Genomic DNA, 23176 nt, shown 5'->3' with positions numbered 1-23176 from the left:
AGTTCATTTAACGGAGAGTAAATTCTATTACCCCGAACTTTTTTCAAATGCTAAACCTCCTGTTTCTTCTGTCTAAAAGTTTTTAATACTTTAGTTTTGAATTGCCTATTTTAAACATGAATTTAGAAACAAATATCAATGTCCACATCTTCATCTGATAAAGCAGCGCCCCAGTGGGATATTGAAGTAAATGCGCACACTAAGTTATTTACTTTTAAGTTGGGCAAGATTTTAGAATATAAAGATCTTATGGTTCTTATGGTGCGGCGGGACCTCATCGTGAACTATAAACAAACAATTTTAGGCCCGCTTTGGTTAATAATACGACCTATCCTTACCACTTTCATCTTTACAATTGTTTTTTCTAACCTGGCCAAATTATCAACAGACGGCATCCCTCCTAAATTATTCTACCTCTCCGGCACTGTTTTCTGGGCTTTTATTTCCGAATGTATTCTCAGCAACTCAGACAGTTTTAAAACCAATGCCAACCTGTTCAGCAAAGTCTATTTCCCGCGGGCAGTGGTTCCCATTGCCACAACCTTCAAGGTATTTTTTCAATTTTTGATACAATTTATCATGTTGCTTGCAGCGATTGGCTGGTACGCGTTTACGGGTTATGATTTTGATTGGGGGGTTTCCTTGTTACTTTTCCCATTTTTAATGCTTTTTTCGGGGATTTTCGCATTGGGAATAGGACTCATACTGAGCAGTCTTACTTATAAATATCGTGACCTTCAGCTGTTGGTCGCTTTTGCTGTATCACTGGCCATGTATGTAACACCCATCGTTTACCCGCTGTCCATTGCGCCAGAGTCGCTCCGGTGGATCATGTTGATCAATCCCTTGACTTCCATCGTGGAAGCGTTTAGGGCTATATTTTTAAATGCAGGAATCATCAGTGTGGGTGGCCTCATCTACAGTGTGGTCTGTTCTGTTGTGGTTTTTTTATTGGGGCTCGTTATTTTCAACCGAACGGAAAAAAACTTTATGGATACCGTATGAGCGATATTGCTATTCAGATCGAAAACCTTTCAAAACAATACCGCCTTGGCCTTGTGGGCACCGGTACGCTTTCCCATGACCTCAACCGCTGGTGGCATATGATTCGTGGCAAAGAGGATCCCTATCTGAAGATAGGCGAGAAAAATACGAGGGATCAAAGTGGCGCCAGTGATTACGTCTGGGCCTTAAAAAACATTGACTTTACCGTAAAAAAAGGTGAAGTTTTAGGGATTATTGGCGGTAATGGTGCCGGGAAATCCACCCTTCTCAAAATCCTTTCCCAGGTTACCGGCCCCAGTACCGGTAGTTTTAAAGCGCAAGGCAGAATGGCCAGTTTGCTGGAAGTGGGAACGGGTTTTCACGCCGAACTTACGGGAAGGGAAAATATTTATCTCAACGGTACCATCCTGGGTATGACCAAGGCGGAAATAACTGCCAAATTTGATGAAATTGTCGCCTTTTCTGGTGTGGAGCGTTATGTAAATACACCGGTTAAGCGTTATTCATCAGGAATGAAAGTACGTCTGGCTTTTGCAGTCGCCGCGCACTTAGAACCAGAAATCCTTATTGTAGATGAAGTACTGGCCGTAGGTGACGTTGCCTTTCAGGGAAAAGCTATCGGTAAGATTCAACAGGTAAGTCATGATCATGGCAGGACAGTCCTTTTTGTAAGTCATGATATGGAATCCGTTTCCCGGCTTTGTACCCGTACCATTATTTTACGGGATGGCCAGATTGCTTTTGACGGCCCCACAGATGAAGCCATTGCGGAATATTCCCGACAAATGTTTGAGCGAACGGCTTCTGCAAGTATCGCTGATCGCACAGACCGGGCAGGTCGCGGGCAGGTACGCTTTCAGAACCTGTGGCTGGAAAACATGGAAGGCCATAATATTCCTGTTGCAACTGTGGGTCACCCGCTACGCATTTGTGTGGAAGTGGCCACTGCAGATCAGGGAGAAGCCGCTGTTTCTGCCGCAGTGGGCATAAAACGTGAAAATGGTGAGGAAATTACCATGATGTCCATCTGGTCTAAGGGCCAGCGCATCACTATTGACGATCGTGCGGTTATTGTATTTGAAATTCCAAAAATATCAATGATAGAAGGGGAATATATCCTTGACCTGTTTATGGAAAATGGGAATATGGGCAATGATATTCAAGATCACCTGCACAATGCTTTTTCACTTAAGGTTGTGGGAAAAGACTTCTATAAATCGGGTCAGGTGGTCAAAAGTTTTAAATACAAACAGTACATTGATTTTGATTTCTTTGTGCGTTCAGCAAAAAAAACGGACTAACCTTTCTATATTTAGGCTGCTATCATTTTTTTAGATCAATGCTGTTAAAACCAACTTTAATTGCTTCGGAAGTAAAAAAACGAATATGAATTCAATAAAATTTGCCGTTGTAGGCTGCGGAAATATTGGTAAAAGACATGTTGCCGTAATCAACAGCGATCCGTATGCGCAACTAATTGCTGTATGTGATATCGATGAAAAAATAGTGCACCAACTTGCGACGGATTATGACGTAAAAACCTACAACAATTACGAGAAAATGCTGGCTGAAAGCGATGTGGACATTGTTTGTATCTGTACTCCCCATGGCTTACACGCCGAAATGAGCGAAGCCGCAGCAAAGGCCGGTAAGCATATTCTAGTTGAAAAACCCATGGCACTCACTTCAGAAGCGGCTAAAATGATGATTAAAACTGCCGAAGATCAAGGGGTAAATCTGTATGTGGTCAAACAAAACCGCTATAACAAACCTATACTTCTGGTCAAAAAGTTGCTAGATGAAAACCGACTGGGCAAAATATTCATGGTGCAGACCAATGTGTTGTGGAACCGGCATCAAAAATACTACGAAGAATCCCCGTGGCGCGGTAAAAAAGAGACCGAAGGTGGCGCTCTGCACACCCAGGTTTCCCACTTTCTTGATTTGCTCATCTGGTGGTTTGGTGACATTGTTGAAGCAAAATCGCTTTATGACACCTTCAATCATGATATAGAAATCGAAGATTGTGGTGTTTCCGCATTACGCTTTGATAGCGGTGCCCTGGGATCACTTTCCTGGACCACCTGTGTTTATAATGCAAATTATGAAGGCAGTATCACGATTGTGGGCGAGCTTGGCACCATAAAAATCGGTGGTCGATATCTAAATAAAATAGATTATTGGGATGTGCAGTCCTTTCCGCAACCGCTGGATGAAGAATTTACAGACAAACCCAATGTTTATAGTCATTATCAGGGCACAAGTTCAAACCATGACAAACTAATAGACAACCTGATCTCCCAGATTATTGAAAACAGAAAAGGGGTTGTAGAAGGTTCTGAAGGCTTGAAATCCATCGAGGCAATCGAAAAAATATACGGCAGTGTTTGATTTTGTGGGTTTTAACGTTAAAAGTACCGACTGGTTTCAAAACCAGGCAAAACAACATTTGTATCTTTCAAAATCCTGGTTGGATACGCTGGTGAGCACATACAAATTTGAGATTATCATTGCCGTAGATAAGCACGATCGCTATGTGACCGCTTTTTGTAAACGGAACGATATGATGGGGAAACGCCTTATAAGCCTTCCTTTCTCTGATTATATTCCCTTTACGGAAGAAGATTCTTCCTTTTATGAAAATCTTTTTGCAAGTTGCGCGGCCAGATTTCCGGAATACGAGATTATCCTCAGGACAAACCGCGCTGTAAAACTGCTTGAAAAGCCTTATAAACTGTCAAAAGAAGCTGTTTTTCATACTATTGATCTTACTTCTGACAAGCTGCCAAAACAGAGCAGCTCCTTTACCCGCGGGGTTACCCAGGCGCAAAAAAATGGTGTAAGCATTCAGCGATCCACTTCCCTTGAGGCGGTTGAACGTTTTTATAAATTATACCACCGCCTGCGTTTTGATAAATTCAATATCATTCCGCAGCCCTTTTCATTTTTTGAAAATCTCTGGAAAACCATGATAAATCGGGATTTTGGGGCGATTTTTGAAGCAGTTTATGAAGAAAACGTCATTGCCAGCATGTTTATACTGGAGCATAACGAAATTGCTTATTACAAATACGGCTGCTCGGCAATAGATTTCTTACAATTAAAGCCGAACAATCTCCTGTTTCACGAACTCATAACCCATTTTCGGGAGCGTAATTACAAAGCTATTGATCTTGGACTCAGCGGAAGCGGGGAAAGTTATGCTGGTCTGCGCCGCTGGAAAAGCAGTATGGGCGGTGATGAACATCCCATTTCGTATTGGTCGTATGCTTCCGCAGAAAATAAGAGAGATAATAAGCTGATTTCCGAAAATAAAAAAGTACTCAAAAATCTTACGGACGCCATGGTAAAAGCAGATCTGGACGCTGAACAAACCAGCCTGCTGAGCGACCAACTTTATGCGCTACTGGCATGAGATACGCGCTGGTAGGAAATAATGACGGACCCTTACGACTTTTAAAAGCTTTGATAAAAGCTGGTCTGCCCCTGCCCGTTTTTGTGGGACTTCAAAAAAAACCGGATGTGCCATTGTTCAAAAAATATACTGAAATACTCGATAAAACACCTTTTCAGACCACTTTTGAAGAAGCAGCGTTGATCCATCATTTAGAAGGCAAAGAAATAGAAAGCATTGTCAATTGTTTCTGTAATTTTAAATTCACAAAACTTCTGGAACTTTACCGCTGTTACAACATACATCCCAGTTATCTGCCGCGTTACCGCGGCAGGCATCCCCTGCACTGGGCGCTGATTAATGGAGAAAAACATCATGGCATCACCCTGCACGAAATGTCTCCAAAATATGATGACGGTGCAATCATTTGGCAGGAAAAAGTAGCTTTAAATGAAAATATGAGCGTGGCTGATTTGCGTGAATTGCTAATGCAAAAACTGGAAATGCATTTTCCAGCTGTTTTTGCTAAAATAATGGCAAATAGTGCTGAAAAACAGCCAAATTTCATCGAAAATTCGACTTATATCAAACGTAGATCCCCAGAAGATAGCGAACTTACAGAATGGCATGATGGCGCATTGCTTTACCGAAAGATCAAGGCGCTGCGCAGTGAGACAAATCCCGCATTTATTTCCTTGAAAACCAACAAAAAACTACCTATTATCGATGTAAAATGGGAGAAAAAGGACATAATTTCCGAGAAAAAAGTTTCCCCGGAAATACTTAAAATAGAGAAAAACGCATTACTTATAAAAACAGCTGATAACCATAAAATTTGGCTAATTACAGAAGAAAATCAACCGAATTCCATTCAAATCAACTTTAGAGCATGATTGTTCCCATGATAGATCTGCACGCGCAGTATCAAGACATAAAGAAAGAAATTGACGCTGCCATCACGCAGATTCTGGAAGAAACCTCTTTTATAGGTGGTCCGGAAGTCAGGCAGTTTGAAGAAGATTTTAAAACTGTCGTGGGCGCAGGACATGTGATTTCCTGCGCAAACGGTACAGACAGTATGGAAATGACGTTAAAGGCTCTGAATATAAGCGCTGGTGATGAAGTTATCGTCCCTGCGCATACCTGGATATCCACCAGTGAGGTAGTCGTCACCGCAGGTGCTGTCCCGGTGTTTGCCGATGTTGCTTTTGATAGTTGCTGTATTTCCATTGAAGATATTAAAAAGAAGATCACTACAAAAACCAAAGCCATCATCGCGGTTCACCTTTACGGGCATCCGGCAGATCTTGATGCTTTAGTGCAACTCTCCGAAGAACACAACCTGCATTTAATAGAAGATTGTGCGCAGGCGCATGGCAGCACTTACAAAGGACAGCCTGTGGGATCTTTTGGTACCGCTTCCAGTTTCAGCTTTTATCCCGGTAAAAACCTGGGTTGTTATGGCGATGGCGGTGCGGTATTTACTAAAGACGAGCAGCTTGCGCTGAAGATCAGGCAGCTGGGAAATCACGGTCAGCTTACGAAACACGATCATCGCATCCATGGGCGCAACAGTCGGCTGGATACGTTACAGGCGCGCGTGTTGTCTGTAAAAATCCCATATTTGAAAGGTTGGATAGAGAAGAAAAATGAACATGCAGCCTATTATCACGAAGGGCTGAAAGGAATAAAAGAAATTGATTTACCGACACTTATGGGGGAAAACAGGTATCATAGTTGGCATTTGTATGTTCTTAAAACCAAAAAAAGAGATGCTTTAAAAGCCTATTTACAGGAACAAGATATTCAATGCGGCATTCACTATCCCAAAGCCCTTCCTTTTCAGCCTTGTTATTCTGATTTTGACCATAAAAAAACTGATTTCCCAGTGGCGGCACGCTTGCAGGATGAAGTACTCTCGCTGCCTATGTATGCTGAATTGGAAAAAGAACAGCTGGACCATGTAATCTCCAGTATAACTACTTTTTTTGAAAGATGAAAAAACTACTCAAATTTGATATTATTCATCCTCCGGAATATCTTCAAAAAAAAATTGCCGAATGGGATGATCTGGAAGAATTGAGCCTTGCGCAATACCGGGAACGCCTAATTAACCTACGTTCCAATTATTCTGATTATTATACCTATCATTTAAACGAGACCGGTGCGTGGAAAGCGGAAGAGTTTTTTTTGCTGGACAAGGTTTATCTGGAAAAAGTAGCTCGGGAAACCCTGGGAACAGGTCGCTTTCTTCTAAAGTTAAAATCTAAAATCGCTGCTAAATTTTTTAGAAAATATGATTATTACCGCGACCAGGTCATAGACAGCTATATTAAGAAATTTAACCCAGATGTTATTTTTGTCCGTTCCCAGCCTATTCCTTCTGCGTTCTGGCAACGCTACCGTCACAATACGCTGCTGGTGAGCCGTCTTTCTGCCCGCTTGCCAAAACTGTGGCATCCCAATGACTGGGACCTTATTTATACAGATCAACCAGATTTTCAAAGATTCTTTCAACTGCACGGTACAGACACGATAATCAACGATCAGGGTTTTGATATCCGGGTACCTACGGAACTTGAAAACCGGGAAAAAAAATACGATTGCAGTTTTGTAGGTGGTCTGGGTACGCAGAATTTTACAGAACGCACCGAATTTATTCATGCGATTGCCAGCAAAACCGACTTTAAATGGTGGGGATACTGGTGGAAATACGGTGGTGACGGCCGTAAACTGAAGGATTTTCCTTTTCTACATAAAACATATCAGGGATACACCAGCGGCCTGGAAATGTACCAGACTTTTTTAGATAGTAAAATCTCACTCAATGATTATGTAGATACCGCAAACGGAATAGGTTTTAATCAGCGTATGTTTGAAGTAATGGGCGTAGGCGGATTTTTACTTACCCGCTGGGCACCTAATTTTGAAAGCACTTTTCCGGCAGGTATTTTTGCTACGTATACAGACGAAAAGGATTGTCTTAAAAAAATAGCGTATTATTTGGCAAATGAACAGGAAAGGGAAAAAATCGCGGCTGCAGGAAAAAAATTCATAGCCGAAAACTATGATTATACCCGTATTACAGCTTCATTTGCCAATGATTTAAACAAACGGCTCTCCTGATCTCAAACGAGGGCAATTAAGATTTTTTCTTCCATTTTTTAATAAAATCAACGTCAATAATCTCCACTTTTTCTAAAATCGAAAAATCTTTGTTAAAAACGAACTTGCCCAAATGAACTAAACTTCCGGTTAAGTTGCCTGGGAAATGGGATAGTTGTTTTTCTTTTAAATTTCTTAATGCATCTTTGAGCCGGTTCTTGCCCTGACCGTAATCCTGATACGCTTTATATCCCGGAAAATACTTTTCAAAAAATATCAATTCTTTTTTTCTCCTTTGCAAATGCGTCTGGGTCGTATTTTGGGTAGCGGTAAAACTTTGTGGATGGTAGTTGCGCTTTGCAAAAAGATCTGGAAAGTATTTCAATTTACCATGGCGTGCAGCCAGTAGTTGTATGGCATAATCGGCACTATAGATTTCCCAAAACCAATCTGGAAACTCCCCTATACGATGATTTCTAAACAGGAGTGAACTCGTTTGAATAAACCAGCCGGAAAGTACGTCCTTATACGTAAAAACGGTTTTCCCCTGATCATAGTGCGCGATTTTACTGCTATGCTTCACTATAGTTCCATTTTGATAGTAGAGCATCATATCATGAAAACTTACGGCAAAATCTTCATTTTCTTCAAGGAAATTGACTTGTTTCTGTAACTTATCAGTGCTCAGCCAGGAATCATCACCATCTAACATGGCGATATATTTCCCTCTGCATGCGTAAAGATTTGTGATGTTATTTATTCTTCCGGGAATGCAGTCATAATCACGGGGATGAAGGATCAACTGAATTTTATCGGGATATCTTTGTTCATAATCCTTCAAAATATCCTGAGTACCGTCGTTTGAAAAATCGTCGCCAATGATAATCTCATACTCAAAATTCACCTCTTGCATGAGTACGCTTTCTATTGCATCTACAATAAAATCCTTATGGTTGTAGGTAATTATAGAGATGCTTACCAGCGGCTTTGCGCTCAATGTGGAATTATTGGTAGATTTATTCACAGAGAACAAATTTATGAGCGTTTGACATTACGGGATTATCTCCAGCTTCGTTTGCATCGTTGAGTGCTTCCGTTTTCATTTTTGTGGCAGGAATTATTCGGAAATCAAAAGAAACACGGGTTTTTCCGGTGGAATTGCGAAACGCACCATGTCTAAAATTGGCCCCGTTGAATTGAAGACACTGCCCTACTTTCAGGGAAACGGGTTCATAATCCCCCTTTTCCAAATGTTGCTCAATCCAGATGGAATTTGTTTCAAATGCCTCTGTCTGCGGTAACCAGTAATTGACCTCATCACTGCTATGCCCATAATCGCTATCCTTATGAAAGCGCGCCTCCCCTTTTATGTCCTTAAATAAAATTCTATGGGAAGGTTTACGTTGATAATAAATGGCCTCGTTGTAATGCGGCCGGATGACCTCTACTATAAATCGCTGGTAAAGTTTATAAAACCATTGACCTTCATCGCCGCCCAACTTCTGATACATTTTCTTGAAGATGGGATGTTGCTCCATATTCTTGTAATAAGAATTAGTCCCTTCCGGTGTCATATTAGCGCTACTAAGGGAATCTAATGCTGTAGTATCAATATAATCTGCAATGATCTTATGAAAAGGAAATTCCTCTTTGTCAAAATCTATAATTTTTATATCAGGTGTCGTACGTTGGTTATTTGTCATTTCATCTCAATTTTAGTCTTCCCAAACGGCAAAACCGATTCCAGCTGCGCCAAAACCATTTCCGTTATAGAAAAGATAGCGTGAACTACCCGTATTTAGGATACACGGGTAGGTTTGCATAGTGCTGTCCCAACCCGTTTTGCTGTATTTTATACCCGCATTCTCATCCCTTCGCTCCCAGTTTATGGCGTCATTGGATTGCGCATAGCCCAGACGATAAGCACCCGCTCCATCTCTAAAATCACGACTGCCACGGTAAGCGTACCACATGTGGTATATTCCATTTTCTTTGAATACAGTGGCACGTGCATTTGCCTCTTCAGCGCTTTCTGGCGTAATACAGGTTATATTGTCCCGCTGCCAGTCCACCCCATTTTTAGAATGCGCATATTTGATAATATAGATGGGTTCCACCTTTCCATTTATGGTGACAAAGCCGGTACTGCTGGCATACCACATGTGCCAGTTTTCGGCAGACTCACGCATAATCCAGGGCGAAGCGGTAAAATAAGGTTCCGTCCTGTTGCGATCCACTAGCGCCCCGGGAAATGGCCGACGAAAAGTCATCCCATTATCATCACTAATCGCCAGACCTATGGCATTGCGATAAGGTACAGAAGCACTGGGATTCCACCCCACATAATACAGATATATCTTTCCACCTACCTTTAACGTACAACAAGGCATGATCCCCCCATCATCAAAAGTTCCCAAGTCACCCAGGTGCATAATAGGTTCCTTATGCACATATTTCACCTCCCGGGGATCTGTTGCCGAAACATCAAAAAATGTGGGTATACTTTGCCCTTTTTCATTCCGTGGCGCGTAGTAAATACGAATGGTTTCCTTATCTAAAAGGTGCGCAGTGGGTACACAGGCATGTGTTTTTGCCCACGGGATATCATAGTCTTCGATCTTGAAAATACATCCTTTTTTATTCCATCCCATTACCCGCCGCTTTTATGTGAAAGACTGTCTAAATCAATACTTTTTTTGTCATGTTTGGTCGCTTTCGCGCCCATATATATTCCGTGGGCTTCGGTATCTTTAATGATATTCGCGCCCATGGCGACTAACGTACCTTCTGCTATGATCGTTTCATCCCGCACGGTAGCGTTCACCCCAAAAAAAGTATGATCTTTTATGGTACACGCACCACTAATGACCACATGACTGGTAATGAAAACATGGTTACCTATCTGGGTATGATGGCCTATATGATTACCGCTCCAGAGAATACAATTATCGCCAATTTTTGTAAAGGGCTGAATAGTATTATCCTCAAATATGAAACAATTCTCGCCAATATCGAGTCCGGGCCAGGTAGTCGCTTTTGAGCTGACATAGCTGATACAACTGTAACCCATTTCTTTTGCCTTTTCAAATTTTTCCCTGCGCAGGTAATTCATACGCTTAAAACTTATAGGCAAAAACATAGCAAATTCTGAAGGTGGATAAAGATTATGTACGTTTTCAAAATCAACCAAAGGTAAGTCTTCAAACGTTTCCCCGGTTCTGTAATCCCCGTCTACGGTAAACGCGACCACCTCATGCGGACTGTCATGCTTAAAATAAAAATGGGCGAGGCTTGCCAACTGGCTTTCGCCAAAGACTACTATTTTTTTGGATTGTTGTTCATGCATGAATAGATTACTTTAATCGGTTATAAGTTGGTATTGTTTTAAATGCGCTGCGATTTCCTGAGGTGACAGAAACATCATCATATCTATAATAGATAAATGTGAAGTAAAATTTGCCGAGAACTGTTCATATTTTGCCACATTTGGTTCTAAAAATAACAAATTTGTCCCTTTTTTCTCAAATGCCTCTGAATTATATAAATCCCTTCCGTTTATGGCATTTATATAGGTATTGGCCTCTAAAAAACCACAGATGGATAGTATTTTATCCTGGCCATCCCCAGATTTTTCATAGGGTATGGAGGCACTGCTTTTAAATTCCGTTTTAAGATTGAGGTATTGACAGGTTTTCTGAATGGAGCGCTTGGTAAGACTGGCAATATCTGCCGAACCTTCTTTAAAAACCCCCTGAATGAGCTTAAAAACAGACTCAAAGTAAGGGGCTTTGGCATAAGCGTGGTGCAAAGACTTCAAAAACTTTTCTGCCCAGCTATTGAATGTTTCTTCATGAAGTGCTATTTCATTGATGTTTGCATCTCGATTTGCTTTTTGTACCGGTATGGAAAAGGTATTGGCCTTATCATTTATCAATATGGAATTGCGCGTAATATAACTGCGCCTTTTAAATTGTACGTCATCAAAGAAAACAAATGTGTCCACCGCCTGTATGAGTTGGAAATAGCCAACATAGGGGAAAATGTAAGGTTGCATAACCGCTATCTTCATGGCAAATTCTTTTTCAAAATGATCGAAATACGATCAACATCTGCCAGGGGCAAATCATGATAGAGCGGTAAGCAAAGAATTCGTTTGGAGATATCTTCGGCCACGGGACAGGAAGATGTATTGAGATAGGGAAGCGTATTGAGGGCAGGATAAAAATAGCGCCTGGGAAATATATTCTCCTTATTTAAAGATTTTTCTGCCTGCAGCAGTATCATTTCCGATGGGAAAACTACCGGGAAATAGGCATAATTATAGGTAAAATCTTCAAAATAATCTGGCTTTAAAATATAAAGTACCGTAGCATTGAGATGGGATAAATAATGTTCAAAAACCTTTTTTCTTCCATTTACGATGTGTTGGAAGTTTTTTAAATTCAGAAGACCAATACCAGCATGCAATTCAGAATTTTTTGCATTGATTCCTTCTTGAATATACTCTTCATAACGGTGGCCGTGCGTAGCGCCTAAACTGAGACATTCTGAAAGTTCTTCGATATTTGTGACGACTGCGCCGCCCTCTATCGTGTGAAAAACTTTTGTAGCGTGAAAACTCAGCGTGGTAATATCGCCAAAGTTAGCAAGCGACTTACCTGTGTAGAAACTGCCAAAGGCGTGTGCGCCATCGTAGATAAGTTTTAAGTTATGTTCATCAGAAAATTCTTGAAGTTCTTTTACCGGGGCAGGATACCCGTAAATATGCACCGCCAGTATCGCCGAAGTACGGGAAGTAATATGTTTCTTTAATTCTTTATGATCTATTGCAAAAGTATGCGGATCAATATCTACAAACACAGGAGTGCATTTTTCCCACATAATGCTATTTGCCGTTGCCACATAAGTAAAGGGGGTTGTAAGTATTTCGCCTTTTAAATTGAGACAGTGTATAGCGAGCTGCAGTGCAACGGTGCCATTAGAAAGCCAGTGCACATGTGGGCAATCTAAATAATTTGAGAGGGCACTTTCTAGCTTTTCCCCGTAGGGTCCATGGTTAGTAACATAATTGGTTTGCCAGATTTTATCGAGAATCTCATCGTATTTTTCTCTTTCAGGTAAATAGGTTTTAGTAACGTAAATTTCATTCATTTAGATAGTATAGCAAGTTGGATAACTATAACTCATATTGATCATTTACTTTTTAATGGTCCAGATCCCTTCTCTTTATAAAAAGCGCTACATCTGAGCTTGAAAAATATAGAAATTCAGACAATTTTCCATTACCCTAAGTATTTAAGTTTAACTAAATAAATTAAAATAAGAGCTTTACCACATACTTTTGCTTATTTGAGAATTGATCAAAATAGGTTTACATAATGTCCCGGAAATACTGTAATGAAATCTTTATGACAATCCTTATAAAGCAGGCCCGGAAGAATATATCTAATAAAACCGCGCTACTAATGCTTTGACGCAAGACCTGAACAACAAACCTGTAACTCAACTGGCCCCTATACATTTTGCAAAGCAGCAGCAGTTCTGCAACATTAACAATGTAAAAAGCTATTCTAATTTCATTTCAATACTGATCCCGTAAAACACTAATAATAACAAGGCCAGGAGTTTAACCTATGGCAAAAGTTCAAATGCGACGGACAGCATGACTCCCGTGGGTTTTTCCTGACCACTGATTCTATAGCTCCTGACTACAATCTCTAAAATAGAGCTCAATAGCAAAAAAAAACAAACTTCAAGAAAGCGATTTAAAGGAATTAAGCGCAAAATTGAAATTAATAGGAGACAAAATTCATGTAAACGCGGCGTCTTATAAGATATCAAAAAAAAGTCTTTACTAAATACCAAATATAACTTTTTCAACAGATTCTCTTTTTACCTGTCGGACAGAAAGAAGTCGTAATTTTGAAATGGATTTCTCTGGTTTTATTAAAAGCCCTTAAATCCTGAATATTTATTTAGAATTAAACTGAAACAAAAAAGATATTGGTCCCAGAAAACTGTTAAAATCAAGCTTTTTCAACGTTCTAAATGTCGATTTTAAGCGGAAAATCGGTGATTTTTCCTCGTTATCTTGTGCCCCCTAAATGAAATTACCAGGATAACCTGCTATTATATATTGCCTTTTTCAGATTATACCGTTTCCTCAGGAGACAAATATTTTAAATCTTCATTGAAAACCCACTCCCCTACACGCTGAAGCGCGGCATCCGGACCAGGTTGCTTTAAATAAACCGAAAGATCCCTGTGTAGTTTTTCCATTTTATGGGATCGCATAAAACCTTGTAATCCTACGGCCCTTTCCGCTAAGTGCATGACCTCCGTGCAGATTTCAAGAATGGCGCACCGAAGCATGTTGGCCTGATGGATCTTGAAATTATCTTCAAGTTCTTTATTATCTATGATTTCCCCGGTTTTTTGAATCCATTGATCCCCACTTTCAAGTGCTATCGCAATTTGAGCGATTCGGGCTTTTTGTATGGTATCGTTGTGACGCCCCAGGGATGTCAAATGGGAAATTGCACTGGAGGCCATTGAAAAGGCTCCGCCCAACTGTACCGAGGCGAACCGCACGGAACCCGTATTGAAATAAGGCTCTTTAAAATAATCCCCTGGATTGCCTATTAATTGTATGTTTTCAAGCGTATAGCCATCAAAGTTTATTGTTGTGCTTACAGAACTGCACATGCCCATAGGATTCCAACTTGAAGTATCTTCTGCTCCTGCATCCAAATCATCCAGGTGAACAACCAGTAATTGAGGAACTCCCCCATTGAATGTACTTATGAGTGCGTTTTGAATAGACCTTCCACCAGAGCAGAATATTTTTTTACCTTTTAAGGCATGAAAATTCCCTTTGTTTTCCATACGAACCGGATCATTGAACTGATCAGTGTTCCATACCCCAAAAAATTCGCTCTTTAGCGCTTTATCAAAATAGTACTGCTTGCTCTCTTCAGATCCATAAAGAGCGATTATAAAAAGGGTATTAAAATGACCTTCAAAAATACGTCCCAGTGAGAGATCCAGCGTTCCAATCACCTTGAGAATATTCAAAAAAGCGGCTGTATTTTTAAGCATACCTATCCCCTCACCTCCATATTCTTCAGGAATAATAGCTTTCATGAGTCCGCATTTACCCAATATTTCCAGCTGCTCTTTCGGAAATTTACCTTCTATAGGTGCTGCAGCTTCAATTTCTGCGGCGATTTTCTTTGTTATATACATTCTTATTTTTTTGTTTTCGTTTTAAATTTATTGGGCTTTAATAAAAGCCTTTTCACCCTGTTGATTTTAATACGCTCAAAAAGATTCTCAAATCGATCAATATTGCTGTTCTTTAAACAGTATTTTACATTATAATCCAAGTTTATTATGGCCATTCAAGTCCCGGAATTTATTGCTCAGGCACCATTACTCAATCTTTCAGGTATAGGAAATGATTTAGGCAATACCTTAGTCATTGCGCCACATCCAGATGATGAAACGTTGGGCTGCGGCGGGCTTATCGCACTATTGAGGGAACAATCCATAAAAGTCTGTATCGCTTTTGTTACGAACGGCGCTGCTTCCCATCCCAATTCCAAAAAATATCCACCTCAGCAGGTTGCCGTCATGCGGAAAAAAGAGGCCATTGCCGCAGCCCGGTTTTTAGGAATGGATGAATCAACACTATACTTTTTAAATCAGCCTGACGGAGGTCTTGACGCAATTTCTTCAGAAGAATACGACCGGGTACTAGAGCTTTTAAAAAGTCTACTTTCAGCACAAAATATTCAAACGCTGGTCATTCCATATGAACATGATGCACATAGTGATCACCGGGCAGCCTGGAAAATTTGTCAGGATCTCGCAGCTTCACACGATCTAAAGCTTACGATCATTGAATATCCCATATGGCTCTGGGAGAATGGGAAACAGGACGAAATTCCGGTTAGGGATAGCTATAACTTTTTCAGGCTGGATATTACTACCGTCCTTGAGGCTAAGCACCTGGCCATCGCTGCTCATGTTACGCAAACTACACGGTTGATTGACGATGATGCCGATGGTTTTATATTAACGGAAAAGCTTCTCAAACCCTTTATGGGAACTTTGGAATACTATTTCTTCCGAAAAAAAACTGCTTCCGAAACGCTTTCACAAGATTACTTTGATACGCTTTATCAAACAAGTGACGATCCATGGAATTTTACCAAAAGCTTTTATGAAAAATCAAAATATGAAGAAACCCTTAAAGTTCTAAAACCGTTTTATCATAACATTCTGGAGTTGGGATGTTCCATAGGCGTACTGAGCGAACAACTTGCGCTAAAATGCGATCATCTCATGAGCGTGGATATCAGTGAATTTCCCCTGGAAACAGCAAAAAAACGCTGCGCCCCATTGGGAAATATAGATTTTGTTAAAATGGATGTTTCAAAGAACTTTCCCCAGAATACTTTTGACTTGATCCTGATTTCTGAGGTAGGATATTATTTGAGCAACGCAGACCTCAACGGTCTTTTTGAAAATTGCTCACAACATTTAAATACTAATGGTCATATACTCCTGGTGCACTGGACTTCCTATGTGTCAGAGTATCCTCTTTCAGGTAAAGAAGTTCATGAAAAATTTAAAATGTCGCATGTGGCAGAGCAATTTAAACTTGAGCAATCAGTGGTTCATGCTGCGTATGAACTAATGCTTTGGAAAAAGACCGGTGATGCTCCCCAATCCCTTTCTTAAAATAAATTTCTATTTCTTCAACGGCATCAAACACGTCTCTATTGGGATGGATCTCCATCCATGGTTTATGATTTTCCAGAATATGAACAAGTGAACTGCCCATTGCCCGGGCATTATTATTTGCGGTATAAAGACTTTGTAACACCAGCAGTGGAAGTTTAAATAATGTAGAAAGTTCAGAAAAACACTGTTTATTGCCCGTTTTATAAGCGTTTTGAAGCATTTTAAATGCCTGCAAACGCGCAATTAATTTATCCAGTCCCTCTACGGTATATTTAAATTCCATTCCGCTGGTTGTCCAGTATTTAAGTTCGTCCCCAAACCCTCTTTCCGTCCTGGAATCCAGTCTAGCCGAGGTCTTAACGGGCATATCAGGGCAGTGTCGTACTTCTAAACCTTGTTGAATAACCTTATCATATAAAGCAGCGTCTTCAAGAAAATCAAGTGGTGGCATTCCACCAATTTTTTTATAAGCCACTTTCTTTATTGCCATATTGGGCCCACAGGAAAAAGCATGTCTGGGCCACGGGTCAAAATGATCAGGCAAAATTACAGATTCAAGCCTTGAGCGCAGCAAAAGGTACTGCTGCTTGGCAGTATAAAGTTTTCTAGTATGTCCTTTCAAACCGCTACTGTCTATAACCAGAGGACCACAAACAAGATCAATACTTGTTTTAGAATATTTCAGAAGGTTTTTGATCCATTGTCTGCCTACCGCACTATCAGCATCGGTCATTGCTACAAAGCCATTTGCGCAAGGCAATCGCTTGTACGCCATATCCATAAGTTCCCTGCGTGCAGAACCCACATTTATAACAGCGGGGGAATAGGTAACCACAATATGCATATTAAAATCAGGGTGATTATCCTGAAATTCCTTACAGATCCTAAGCGTACCATCCCAACTATGGTTTATCAAAACAATAACCTCAAAACTTGCGTTTTTGACACCGTATTGAAGAGAAAGAGCATGAAGTGCCCGCCCTATATGCTGCTCCTCGTTTTTCGCAGGTATAGTCACGCACACTTGTAGTGTATCATGTGGCGGTGGCAGGATATTCTTTCTGTATTTATACATAGGGATGCGCTAAAAGCACTTATACAAAGGGCGCCTTTGGTTTATAAGAAGATTTTATATGTTCGTCAGATGGTGCTTTCAGTACATCTATTTTTTTATAATGTGGCGCCCAGTCAATTAAATTGTATTCACTGAAAGATTGTAACCAGTGACCCATGGGCCAAATTCCCCATTTTTTATAAAAAACTTTGCTATTCTCCACGATTTGATCAAATTTATCAAAAGGTGGAGAATGAACGGCATGCTGTTGATGATAAACAATGGCATCAGATATAAAGAAATCGTATTCTTTGTCCCTTATGGAAAAGGAAAGATCAGTGTCCTCTGCCCCATAACCACTATACTTCTCATCAAAACCACCTATTTCATTAAATAAAGATTTTCTTATGGCAAAGCAAAGGCTCCAGAAAAGACCAGGATCTGTACTTAACGCACAACCTTCTACCACTGGGCGGTATGGGTGATTAATAGAAGAATCATTTAGGGATTTCTCATTGAACCCATCTTGTACCGGCTGCATTAAATATTTAGGAGTTCCCATGATCAAACCTGTGTTAGCCTCAAGATGTCCATTCATCATGTCAAAATAGGACGCTGATGGAATGCAATCAACATCCAGAAAAAATAAGGTTTCATATTTGGCAGCTTCAGCTCCCTGATTTCTCGCTCTTGCTAACGGCAGATAGCCAGATTTAGAAATAGGTGACTGCAGAATTTGTATTGGCAATGAATCAAAACCGGTAAGGTTTAATGAACTGCCCATATTTATTATGAGAATTTCAGAAGGTTGCATAGTAGCGTTACGCACTCCCTTAAGTAAATTTATTAAATGCTTTTCCCTATTATGAACAGGTACTATAAGTGAAAATTCCATTATGGTTAAATCTTTCTATTTGTTTTAAATCCCAAATATGGGATTTATCATCTGCCAACTTTAAAAAAGCCGTAAGCAGATTATTGTTTAAGTATGCTGAAGGATCAACCGTTGATCCCAAAATATCAATATCGCTCTTATCCAGTGCCCACTCCAGTGAACACACTAACCCACGTGCTTCTAATTGTTCCTGAAAAATTATTTGCTCATCATAAGGTCGCTCTTCGGCAACACTTAAAATTGTTTTTTTCAAATATAAAAGCTCTGAAATCGTGTTTAGCCCACAACTTGTTATTACCGCATCTGCATTGTTTATCCAGTCTTCAATTTCCGAAGTATGGGGATGGTAGGTACTATTCCCTTCTACATGTACAACTTCACATCCATTGAAGAAATGAAGTCTTGACTCCTTAAAACGGTTTTTGATGAAAGGGTACAAACTAAGTAGTTTATCATTTCCACCTTTACCGGAAAGCACTACAATGTTTTTAATTTCTTTTGGCTTTATATACTGCGTTTTTTGTTCAAAACGACTTAAAAACCCCAGATAAATTGTTTTTTCCCTGATCCACAGAGGGGTATCTTCGGGTTCAAGTGCCATAGGATAATACGCTAGAAGAACGACAGCACCGCGAAAAGCTTGAAGATGTGCAGTGTCAGAACGTTTACCCAAAAGTCGCACATAGGCATAAGGGATAGAAGCTGCCCTGCAGAGGGCAGCTATTTCTACACTTACGTCAACAATTAATAATTCCACACTGTTAGCTAAACATACGTTCAAAAGTGTGGCGCTCCTTTTCTGAATACTAGTCTGGCCTACAGGCGAATAGTGCAAATAATCTGGAGTATCATAACTGCCTGACGGCGCCCCGCTTCCATCGGGATCTTCACTGGGCAGGAAATAAACCTGCGTACCCCTTGAAAAAACAAAAGGATAACTGGTTAAAACCAATACGTTTTCAGGATCTGAATTCGCAAGGATTTGGGCGCAATTGGAATGCCCTGAACCGTGTTGATGCGCATAATAAGCTATCATACGAGCATCATTTTACCCTTAGGACTGGCAACTAGAAGTTCTTCATATAATGTTTCAAAGTTGCTTACCATGGAATCTATGGAACAAAAATTTTCTGCCCGCTCCCTGCAATCAGCTCTCTTCAGGGTAAAAGCATAATGAATGGCCTGGGCAAGTTCTTCAAAGTCATTTTCCCTGACTAAAACACCACATTTTTCAGTAAGTATTTCTGGAGCTGCTCCTTTATTCCAGGCAACCACCGGAGTGCCGCAGGCTAAAGATTCTGCAATGGCAAGACCATAGGGTTCTTCCCAGGTGGAAAGAAAAAGTGTCGCACTGCATTTACCTATAAGAGTATTAAGTTCCTCATGATCTAAATGCCCTGCATACGTAACCCTATTTTGATCAATATAAGGCTCAACCTCACGAGTATAATAATCAGGGTTGCTGATAGGACCTGCCAAAATCAGTTCAATATTGAGTCTTTTTGCTATTGCAATGGCCTGATGTGTGCCTTTTTCCGGACAAATTCTCCCAAACCATAACAATGTCTTTTTTGGCATTTCCTCCTTAAATTTCCACACAGAAAGATCAATACCGTTATAGATTGTACGTGAAGTAATTCCCAGATCTTTGTAAACACCTTTTAAATGGGAACTAACTGCCGTAAAGACTTGTCTAGTGTCCTCCCCTAGATATTTGAAGGCATATTGCAAAAATTCAAATGCCGGAATATGTAACGTGGTTATAAATGGAATAGCCATTTTTTCACCCAGAAGCACTGGCAGATAGTGCTGAGAATTGTTATGAACTACGTCATAATTTCCAACCGCAATTTTCAGTAAGGCCTCTGAGAGCTGATAGCATTCAAACCGGCTTGAATCATTGGCATTCTCATGTTCTGTTTCTTCTGCACTAACATCAGCAAGAGATGCGTACGCTACTACATTCAGTTCAGGATCTGATCCTTTGACAGCATACAAATCTACTTCGTGACCCCGCTGCATTAACTTTTTTGAAAGTAAATGGGTTATCATCTCCATTCCACCCGCATAAGGTTCAGAAATAGGAAAAAGAGTGTGTGCTAAAATTGCTATTTTCATAATCAGTTAAGTTGGGTTTTTAAAACTGCGGCTCTCGTCTTAAATTGAAAATAAAGATGAACAGAAGCTATGGAAAATAATAAAAATAGTGGTATAAGAACATACACGATATGCAGACCCCGCTCCATTGTAAGGATCGTAAGCGTTAAGAATAATCCCGGCAATAACATAGGGACCTCCCTAAAACTGGTATCTTTAGAGAACTTATTTGTACATTCAAAAGGGCGTTTTGCCCCAAAAAGAGCAGGAATCCATTGAAAAGATCCCAGATCTAGAAGTGCGGTACGGGCGAGGAACGCACCCCACCAATACTTACCAGAAAAATTAGTCGCGATACCCAGCAATAAAAACTGAGATAGAAGATGTACGGTCAAAGAGGTCAATGCTAAAATAAATCCGGTATGTAAGATCGTTGTATTGATCATGAGCCCCCATAAAATCCCTTGCATAAGCAATAGAATTAAGGGAAGGGCCATCAAATTGGACCATGCGGTCAGTTGCAGAAAAATGGTGAGACGTGAAAAAGCCGAACCAGAATCCTTTGCAAAGCACCCCCTTAATGCCTGCGAATTACCAAAAATCCACCGTGCTCTTTGTTTTAATAAATCTGAAATGGAATTAGGTAACCTCCCTTTGCCTAATATTTCAGAAATAAAGCAGGTTCTGAATCCTTTTTGCCAAAATTTAACCCCCAGTTCTGCATCTTCCGTGATGGATCTGCCGGACCATCCCTTTACCGCATCCAGCGCATGAAGTGCAATAAGGGACAACGTTCCTGTGGGAAGCGCATTACAGGTGAGGTTCCCAATTTTAGAGTAAATTTCAAAGTAAGAGTACAGTTCTTTATGCATCGCATTACCGGCAGTGTGGTTTTCCTTGCTATAATTTTGTGGAAACTGAAGCAATTGAGCCCCTGTATATTTCAAATGTCGCACCGCCTTTCTCAACGCAAATGGATGTAAAATGTAATCAGCATCAACCGTAAATAAATATTCAACAGCACTGCCCGTAAGGGATCTACAAATATCAAGTGCACCACCCTTATACCCTTCAACATGCGTATAATGTTCAAATCGTATTTGATCAGGATAGTTTTTGCAGAATGCCCGTACCGGTTTCCAAAGATTTATATCCTCAGTATTATTAGAAAGGACAATAATTTCAAAATTGGGATATTGCTGTCCCAAACAGGATTTTATTGTATCAATAACCATTTCAGAAGGCTCGTTACAAAATGGAATATGAATCGAGATTGAAGGATATTCTGAGGTCTTGCTGGTATGTGCAATTTTATCCATTGGAAACCCCCTTAAGGAACTCATTATGATTCTGGCTACTGCCAGAATAACCGTCAGGCATAAAATAATTGCCATCAAAAATGACGAAAGACTTTGAAAAACATGTAAAATACTTCCAATATTGATACTGAAAGCATTCAACAGTAAGGTTTTGCAAAAATTTAAAAGTTGGGTAAAGGGTATTATCATAATAGTAAAGATCACTACTAAAAGCATGATATAGGTGCTATTTTCATTTTGCAATTAGCGAAATAAAATAGGTTATTTAAGAAACAAATTTTAGTATCACGTAAAGTAAAAATCCCCGCTTTTAAACCTCAAAATTGATCATTTCACCCAAATAACTCCTATTACACTCCGTTATTTTCAAGTTATTTTTAACTTTGAGCTTTATTCTCATTTTACATTATGGATATAAAATTAAACGAGGGGAAACTAGAGTATCTTTTTGTTCAACTTTCAGAGGCATTTAAGTGTAAATATGAAGTAGCTCAAACAGAATATTATCTGCATATACCCAGCGAATTTGGCTCTGGGACTATCTCGGCGGTGAACTATCCCAATGGGGTGGGATTTGTCTGTATAAATGCAACCTTCAAGGACAACCTGAATCTTATTTATGGCGAAAATCAGCATCATCCGCTTCGCTTTGTATATTGTCTTAAAAACATATTACTTCATCGTTTTGACAATGAGGATATCATACATGAAATTGACGAGTTTGATAGTGCTATTATCGCCAATAAATATCCCTATGGCGATATCTATTCAATAGGTAAGGATAAGTTTACCTCAATCACCTTTCTTGAAATCGACAGAAAGTTATTTACCTCCCAGCTTCCAAAAGAGACCCATGAAATGAAACCCATATTTTATGAGATATTCTTTGATGTGTTTGCCACACGAATCTTATATCATAAAAGCCATTTTAGCCTTCGTCTGGCCCTTATATTAAAACAAATCGATGAGTTTGACCATGGTGATTTTGTACGCATTAATTTCATTGGAGCAAAAGCGCTAGAAATGTTGTCCTTTATGCTTTTGCAATATGAGGATGACCTGCGCGATGAAGGTTCCGGAAGAATACTCAGAAAATCTGAAATTACCGCCATACATAATGTTGCCAACCTTATCAATGAGGATCTCATGAATTTATCCAGTGTGGATGATCTTGCCAAAGAGGCGGGTTTGACACCGGCAAAATTACAGGAAGGATTTAAATTGCTTTACGGCAATACGGTAAATCAATATATTGTTGACAGGCGTCTTGAAAAAGCATTCTGGTTACTGAGTCAAACAGACAGCCAGATCAGTGATGTTGTTCTGGAAATTGGTTTCTCAAGCCGAAGTCATTTTTCTAAGATTTTTAAAGAAAAATACGATATTTCCCCTATTGACGTCAAGTTGCAAAGGCGCTCTAAATAATATCCACAAATTTTAGGGTTGACAAAAATATATGGAGTGCCTGCCCTTATTTTTATTAATTAAAAATGGATTTTTTTCCGTTAATCATTACCTTTTTATCTTTATAATTTCGCACTGCCCCATTTAAACGACAG

Annotated in this window: 21 protein-coding genes; 9 read left to right on the top strand and 12 right to left on the bottom strand. The window is 39.9% G+C overall.

Going from position 1 to position 23176, the window contains the following annotated elements; translation table 11 throughout:
- Positions 1-138: 138 nt before the first annotated feature.
- From P162_RS15280 to P162_RS15250, 7 genes are all read left to right on the top strand, one after another.
- On the top strand, positions 139-1005 hold the full coding sequence (locus tag P162_RS15280) for an ABC transporter permease (RefSeq protein WP_031428586.1): 867 nt from the start codon (positions 139-141) through the stop codon (positions 1003-1005).
- The gene (locus P162_RS15275) at positions 1002-2306 is read left to right on the top strand and encodes an ABC transporter ATP-binding protein (protein ID WP_031428585.1); all 1305 of its coding nucleotides are present in this window, start codon (positions 1002-1004) and stop codon (positions 2304-2306) included. The genes P162_RS15280 and P162_RS15275 overlap by 4 nt, the downstream gene beginning before the upstream one ends.
- Positions 2307-2391: 85 nt before the next feature.
- Entirely contained in the window at positions 2392-3396 is a 1005-nt protein-coding gene (locus tag P162_RS15270; protein WP_031428584.1) for a Gfo/Idh/MocA family protein, read from the top strand.
- Positions 3389-4420 (top strand): GNAT family N-acetyltransferase, encoded by a 1032-nt coding sequence (locus P162_RS15265; protein ID WP_031428582.1) that lies wholly within the window; start codon positions 3389-3391, stop codon positions 4418-4420. The genes P162_RS15270 and P162_RS15265 overlap by 8 nt, the downstream gene beginning before the upstream one ends.
- A complete protein-coding gene (locus P162_RS15260) occupies positions 4417-5292 on the top strand; it encodes a formyltransferase family protein (protein ID WP_031428580.1) in 876 nt (291 codons plus the stop codon). The genes P162_RS15265 and P162_RS15260 overlap by 4 nt, the downstream gene beginning before the upstream one ends.
- Positions 5289-6398, top strand: coding sequence for a DegT/DnrJ/EryC1/StrS family aminotransferase (locus tag P162_RS15255; RefSeq protein WP_031428579.1), 1110 nt, complete (start codon positions 5289-5291; stop codon positions 6396-6398). The genes P162_RS15260 and P162_RS15255 overlap by 4 nt, the downstream gene beginning before the upstream one ends.
- Positions 6395-7525 (top strand): glycosyltransferase, encoded by a 1131-nt coding sequence (locus P162_RS15250; protein ID WP_031428578.1) that lies wholly within the window; start codon positions 6395-6397, stop codon positions 7523-7525. The genes P162_RS15255 and P162_RS15250 overlap by 4 nt, the downstream gene beginning before the upstream one ends.
- A gap of 16 nt (positions 7526-7541) precedes the next feature.
- On the opposite strand, the gene P162_RS15245 is transcribed toward P162_RS15250, so the two are convergent.
- The 7 genes from P162_RS15245 to P162_RS15215 all read right to left on the bottom strand — a co-directional run bounded on the left by P162_RS15245 (position 7542) and on the right by P162_RS15215 (position 14749).
- On the bottom strand, positions 7542-8528 hold the full coding sequence (locus P162_RS15245) for a glycosyltransferase family 2 protein (RefSeq protein ID WP_051907951.1): 987 nt from the start codon (positions 8526-8528) through the stop codon (positions 7542-7544).
- Positions 8521-9207 (bottom strand): hypothetical protein, encoded by a 687-nt coding sequence (locus tag P162_RS15240; RefSeq protein ID WP_051907948.1) that lies wholly within the window; start codon positions 9205-9207, stop codon positions 8521-8523. The genes P162_RS15245 and P162_RS15240 overlap by 8 nt, the downstream gene beginning before the upstream one ends.
- A 12-nt stretch (positions 9208-9219) precedes the next feature.
- Positions 9220-10155 carry a hypothetical protein gene (locus P162_RS15235; protein WP_031428573.1) on the bottom strand — a complete coding sequence of 312 codons (936 nt, stop codon included), beginning with the start codon at positions 10153-10155 and terminating at the stop codon, positions 9220-9222.
- A complete protein-coding gene (locus P162_RS15230) occupies positions 10155-10850 on the bottom strand; it encodes an acetyltransferase (protein ID WP_031428572.1) in 696 nt (231 codons plus the stop codon). The genes P162_RS15235 and P162_RS15230 overlap by 1 nt, the downstream gene beginning before the upstream one ends.
- A gap of 12 nt (positions 10851-10862) precedes the next feature.
- Positions 10863-11573 carry a WbqC family protein gene (locus P162_RS15225; RefSeq protein WP_031428571.1) on the bottom strand — a complete coding sequence of 237 codons (711 nt, stop codon included), beginning with the start codon at positions 11571-11573 and terminating at the stop codon, positions 10863-10865.
- On the bottom strand, positions 11570-12655 hold the full coding sequence (locus P162_RS15220; protein WP_031428570.1) for a DegT/DnrJ/EryC1/StrS family aminotransferase: 1086 nt from the start codon (positions 12653-12655) through the stop codon (positions 11570-11572). The genes P162_RS15225 and P162_RS15220 overlap by 4 nt, the downstream gene beginning before the upstream one ends.
- Positions 12656-13654: 999 nt before the next feature.
- Positions 13655-14749 carry an acyl-CoA dehydrogenase family protein gene (locus P162_RS15215; RefSeq protein WP_031428569.1) on the bottom strand — a complete coding sequence of 365 codons (1095 nt, stop codon included), beginning with the start codon at positions 14747-14749 and terminating at the stop codon, positions 13655-13657.
- 147 nt (positions 14750-14896) lie between these two features.
- Between P162_RS15215 and P162_RS15210 the strand changes: the two genes are divergently transcribed.
- Positions 14897-16249, top strand: coding sequence for a PIG-L family deacetylase (locus P162_RS15210; RefSeq protein ID WP_051907946.1), 1353 nt, complete (start codon positions 14897-14899; stop codon positions 16247-16249).
- Here the strand turns inward: P162_RS15210 and P162_RS15205 are convergent.
- The 5 genes from P162_RS15205 to P162_RS15185 are packed head-to-tail and all read right to left on the bottom strand — an operon-like array spanning position 16164 to position 21617.
- Entirely contained in the window at positions 16164-17327 is a 1164-nt protein-coding gene (locus P162_RS15205) for a glycosyltransferase (RefSeq protein WP_031428567.1), read from the bottom strand. The genes P162_RS15210 and P162_RS15205 overlap by 86 nt on opposite strands.
- Before the next feature lie 19 nt (positions 17328-17346).
- Positions 17347-18135 (bottom strand): glycosyltransferase family 2 protein, encoded by a 789-nt coding sequence (locus P162_RS15200; RefSeq protein ID WP_241077788.1) that lies wholly within the window; start codon positions 18133-18135, stop codon positions 17347-17349.
- Between the two features lie 34 nt (positions 18136-18169).
- Positions 18170-19237 carry a hypothetical protein gene (locus P162_RS15195; RefSeq protein ID WP_031428565.1) on the bottom strand — a complete coding sequence of 356 codons (1068 nt, stop codon included), beginning with the start codon at positions 19235-19237 and terminating at the stop codon, positions 18170-18172.
- Entirely contained in the window at positions 19234-20319 is a 1086-nt protein-coding gene (locus tag P162_RS15190) for a glycosyltransferase family 4 protein (RefSeq protein WP_051907944.1), read from the bottom strand. The genes P162_RS15195 and P162_RS15190 overlap by 4 nt, the downstream gene beginning before the upstream one ends.
- A gap of 2 nt (positions 20320-20321) precedes the next feature.
- On the bottom strand, positions 20322-21617 hold the full coding sequence (locus P162_RS15185; RefSeq protein WP_164076272.1) for a glycosyltransferase family 2 protein: 1296 nt from the start codon (positions 21615-21617) through the stop codon (positions 20322-20324).
- Between the two features lie 408 nt (positions 21618-22025).
- Between P162_RS15185 and P162_RS15180 the strand changes: the two genes are divergently transcribed.
- Positions 22026-23042, top strand: a complete 1017-nt coding sequence (locus tag P162_RS15180; RefSeq protein WP_031428560.1) for a helix-turn-helix domain-containing protein — start codon at positions 22026-22028, stop codon at positions 23040-23042.
- Positions 23043-23176 lie beyond the last annotated feature (134 nt).

The sequence above is a fragment of the Flavimarina sp. Hel_I_48 genome, assembly GCF_000733945.1.
Lineage (GTDB): Bacteria > Bacteroidota > Bacteroidia > Flavobacteriales > Flavobacteriaceae > Leeuwenhoekiella.
The sequence above is the reverse complement of the archived record's forward strand: the minus strand, read 5'-3'. Positions and strand labels throughout refer to the sequence as shown.

Excerpts from the sequence above, each read along its gene's own strand:
- P162_RS15280 (WP_031428586.1), top strand. The coding sequence starts at position 139 with ATGTCCACATCTTCATCTGATAAAGCAGCGCCCCAGTGGGATATTGAA.
- P162_RS15275 (WP_031428585.1), top strand. The coding sequence starts at position 1,002 with ATGAGCGATATTGCTATTCAGATCGAAAACCTTTCAAAACAATACCGC.
- P162_RS15270 (WP_031428584.1), top strand. The coding sequence starts at position 2,392 with ATGAATTCAATAAAATTTGCCGTTGTAGGCTGCGGAAATATTGGTAAA.
- P162_RS15260 (WP_031428580.1), top strand. The coding sequence starts at position 4,417 with ATGAGATACGCGCTGGTAGGAAATAATGACGGACCCTTACGACTTTTA.
- P162_RS15255 (WP_031428579.1), top strand. The coding sequence starts at position 5,289 with ATGATTGTTCCCATGATAGATCTGCACGCGCAGTATCAAGACATAAAG.
- P162_RS15250 (WP_031428578.1), top strand. The coding sequence starts at position 6,395 with ATGAAAAAACTACTCAAATTTGATATTATTCATCCTCCGGAATATCTT.
- P162_RS15240 (WP_051907948.1), bottom strand. The coding sequence starts at position 9,207 with ATGACAAATAACCAACGTACGACACCTGATATAAAAATTATAGATTTT.
- P162_RS15235 (WP_031428573.1), bottom strand. The coding sequence starts at position 10,155 with ATGGGATGGAATAAAAAAGGATGTATTTTCAAGATCGAAGACTATGAT.
- P162_RS15230 (WP_031428572.1), bottom strand. The coding sequence starts at position 10,850 with ATGCATGAACAACAATCCAAAAAAATAGTAGTCTTTGGCGAAAGCCAG.
- P162_RS15225 (WP_031428571.1), bottom strand. The coding sequence starts at position 11,573 with ATGAAGATAGCGGTTATGCAACCTTACATTTTCCCCTATGTTGGCTAT.
- P162_RS15220 (WP_031428570.1), bottom strand. The coding sequence starts at position 12,655 with ATGAATGAAATTTACGTTACTAAAACCTATTTACCTGAAAGAGAAAAA.
- P162_RS15215 (WP_031428569.1), bottom strand. The coding sequence starts at position 14,749 with ATGTATATAACAAAGAAAATCGCCGCAGAAATTGAAGCTGCAGCACCT.
- P162_RS15210 (WP_051907946.1), top strand. The coding sequence starts at position 14,897 with ATGGCCATTCAAGTCCCGGAATTTATTGCTCAGGCACCATTACTCAAT.
- P162_RS15205 (WP_031428567.1), bottom strand. The coding sequence starts at position 17,327 with ATGTATAAATACAGAAAGAATATCCTGCCACCGCCACATGATACACTA.
- P162_RS15195 (WP_031428565.1), bottom strand. The coding sequence starts at position 19,237 with ATGATAGCTTATTATGCGCATCAACACGGTTCAGGGCATTCCAATTGC.
- P162_RS15190 (WP_051907944.1), bottom strand. The coding sequence starts at position 20,319 with ATGAAAATAGCAATTTTAGCACACACTCTTTTTCCTATTTCTGAACCT.
- P162_RS15185 (WP_164076272.1), bottom strand. The coding sequence starts at position 21,617 with ATGGATAAAATTGCACATACCAGCAAGACCTCAGAATATCCTTCAATC.
- P162_RS15180 (WP_031428560.1), top strand. The coding sequence starts at position 22,026 with ATGGATATAAAATTAAACGAGGGGAAACTAGAGTATCTTTTTGTTCAA.